Genomic DNA, 2,625 nt, shown 5'->3' with positions numbered 1-2,625 from the left:
TTGTCGGGCGTGTCTTTGCTCATGTCGGTCTGATAGCAGAGGCGCGGGTTTTTGCGAATGTTTTTGCGGCGGGAAATCAGTCCCCGATCCGCCAGAAGGCGCGCGCGGCCGGCGGCGCCGTCGCCAAAGCCTGATCCGGCGCGGCGTCGCCGATTTGCGCCCGCAGGGCGGCGGCGACATCCGCTATCGCGCAGTCCGGCGAAAAATTGTGATCCCCGCGCAAGGCCTTGACCTCCCGAATCCATTGCTCGCGCGCGCCAAATTCGGGCTTCGGCGCGTCCGTTTCCCAATCTGCGACGAAAATGGCGCGCAGCACCGGCGGCAGACAGCCGGCGAAGCGGATGGCGTCGCGCAGGTCCAGCCGCCGGCGAAAGGCCAGCAGAACGCCTTGAACCGTGGTGAAGGCCTGGTTGCGCGTCGTCAGCCCGGTTCGGCCGATCACGTCCCGCAGAAATCGCTCGAAATCCTCCGAGGCGTGCTGATAGTCGAGCGGCATGGGCATGGCGGCGGCCTCGGCGCGCAAGCGCGGCGGGCGTGCAGGAAGGATTTGCGCCCGCGCGCGAAATCTGGTCTCAAGGCCCATCGTGGTCAAGGCGGCATTGATGGCGCAAACCGACAATCCGGAAGCGAGCGGACCGTGGGAGCGCGCCTTCGCCGAGGCGCGGGCGGCCGCCGCGCGCGGCGAGGCGCCGATTGGCGCCTGCCTGGTCAGGGACGGCGAAATTCTCGCCAGCGCCGGCAATCGGACCATCGAAGATCGCGATCCGACCGCCCATGCCGAAATGCTGGCGATCCGCGACGCCGCGCGACGGCTGGGCGATGAGCGCCTGATCGGCTGCGACCTCTATGTGACGCTGGAGCCCTGCGCCATGTGCGCGGGCGCCATTTCCTTCGCCCGCATCCGGCGGCTCTATTTCGCGGCGGGTGACGAAAAAGGCGGCGCGGTGGAGAACGGGCCGCGCTTCTTCAGCCAGCCGACCTGCCACCACCGCCCGGAAATTTACGGCGGCATCCGCGCCAGCGAAGCCGCCGAAATGTTGCGCGATTTTTTCAAGGCGCGACGCTGAAGCGGTTCAGAGCCGCGACAACAATTCCGCCTTCTTCGCGGAAAATTCCTGTTCCGACAGGATGCCCTTTTCCTTCAGCCCCGCCAGCTTCTCGATCGCTCCGAAAATATCCTGCTCGGCCGGCGCGCTCGGCGCCGCCGCCGGATAGGGCGCCGGGGCGGGTTCGGGAGCGGGAGCAGGCGCGGGAGCGAAGGCTTGCGGCGCTGGCGCGGGGGCGGCCACAGGGGCTTGGGCGGCCGCGGGCGCTTGCGGCGCGGGCGAGATCAGCGGCAAGTCGGACACGCGCACCAGGCCATATTGGCTGGTGAAGGTCAGCGACTGGTCGCCGCTTTGTTGCTGGGAGACGCCGCCGATGTTGTGATCGCCGGTGTCATAGACTCGCGTCACGCCGCCTTGCTGGATCGCCAGCCGCCGCGTGGACGGAAACCACGCGTAGCGCAAATCATTCTGCGCCCCGCTGGAGGACGGCGAGCCCAGATCCGCCGGCCACCAATTGCCGAAGCCCGAGCCCTGCACGAAGAAGCTCACGCCGGAGCCGCCGCCCTGATATTGCGATTGCGATTGCGCCGGGGGCGGCGCGAACACAGCCTGATTGCGCAGCAGGCCCGAAATCTCGTCGCAAAGCTGGCTGACTCTATATTTCAGGCCCTGGTTGAACATGTCTCCGATCATGATCATGCCGCCCTGCGACCATTGGCCCATGCCGCCGAGATCGGGATGACTGAACTGCGCCTGCGTTCCGCCGCCGGCGGCGACCGCCTGCAACAGAACCTGGACGGCCTCCGTGCTCACGCCATAGGCATTGGCCAAATTCTGGACGGCCTGGCGTCCTTCGGGGGTGAGCTCCAGCATTTCGGCGACTCCATCTGTCGCGCCCGGAAAGCGGGAGCGACGCCGGACCCTAGCACCGGACGCGCGTCGATGACAGGTTTCACTTAAATTTTGGCGAGCGCCCGCAATCTCCTTGCGCGCCCGGCCGCGCCGGATAAAACGGGGAGCGGCGGACCATCGCCGGCGCCCCAGACGGGCGAGCGTTTCCCGGGGGGATCATGACGGACAGGGCACTGGGCGCCGCGGCTTTCGAACAGCATCCGCTGCGGGCGCGAATCCTGGGCGAATTGCACGCCCGGCCGACCCGGCCGCTCGATTCGCCCGCGCGCATCCTGCATTTCGCCTTTCTCGCCGACGCCGCCAAGGCCGACGCCGACCGCGTCGCCCTGACGAAGGCCTGCGTCGAGCGCGGCCTGCCCGGCCCCGATCCGCAGACCCGGCAATTCCGCATCGAAATGCAGGGCGCGAGCCTCGTCTGGGAGCGGCACGGCGAATTCATCACCCATAGCTGGGAATTCGCCGAGGTCGAGGCCGAAACGCCTTTTGCGCCCTCGCCCGCCGCGCTGATGCAGAAGGTGCGGCTGCTGCCCCAGCCCGGGCCGCTGCTGGTCGCCGCCGACCTTCACATGCTGGCCGGCGACTGCGACGCCGCCTCGCTCGGCGCCATTTTCGGCCCGCTGCAAATGGCCGTCTGCGAGGCCAACGCCGGCCGCGCCCTGATCGCGAC

The 2,625-nt window shown here is 68.2% G+C and carries 4 protein-coding genes; 2 read left to right on the top strand and 2 right to left on the bottom strand.

All coding sequences use genetic code 11. The annotated features are described in order from the left end of the window. Nucleotides 1-76 precede the first annotated feature (76 nt). Nucleotides 77-502 (bottom strand): DUF2267 domain-containing protein, encoded by a 426-nt coding sequence (locus ACE3S9_RS18205; RefSeq protein ID WP_374547891.1) that lies wholly within the window; start codon nt 500-502, stop codon nt 77-79. A gap of 100 nt (nt 503-602) precedes the next feature. On the opposite strand from ACE3S9_RS18205, the gene ACE3S9_RS18200 reads away from it, so the two are divergent. Continuing rightward, on the top strand, nt 603-1,067 hold the full coding sequence (locus ACE3S9_RS18200) for a nucleoside deaminase (RefSeq protein WP_374547890.1): 465 nt from the start codon (nt 603-605) through the stop codon (nt 1,065-1,067). 6 nt (nt 1,068-1,073) lie between these two features. Here ACE3S9_RS18200 and ACE3S9_RS18195 read toward each other — a convergent pair whose 3' ends face one another. Further along, the gene (locus tag ACE3S9_RS18195) at nt 1,074-1,919 is read right to left on the bottom strand and encodes an SHOCT domain-containing protein (protein WP_374547889.1); all 846 of its coding nucleotides are present in this window, start codon (nt 1,917-1,919) and stop codon (nt 1,074-1,076) included. A gap of 197 nt (nt 1,920-2,116) precedes the next feature. Here ACE3S9_RS18195 and ACE3S9_RS18190 point away from each other — a divergent pair. Beyond that, nucleotides 2,117-2,625, top strand: a 509-nt coding sequence (locus ACE3S9_RS18190; RefSeq protein ID WP_374547888.1) for a DUF3422 family protein, incomplete at its 3' end; no start/stop codon positions are given.

It is taken from the genome of Rhodoblastus sp. (assembly GCF_041915505.1).
Classification (GTDB): Bacteria; Pseudomonadota; Alphaproteobacteria; order Rhizobiales; family Beijerinckiaceae; genus Rhodoblastus.
Note: the sequence above shows the minus strand (reverse complement) of the source record. Positions and strands in the feature narration are given on the sequence as shown.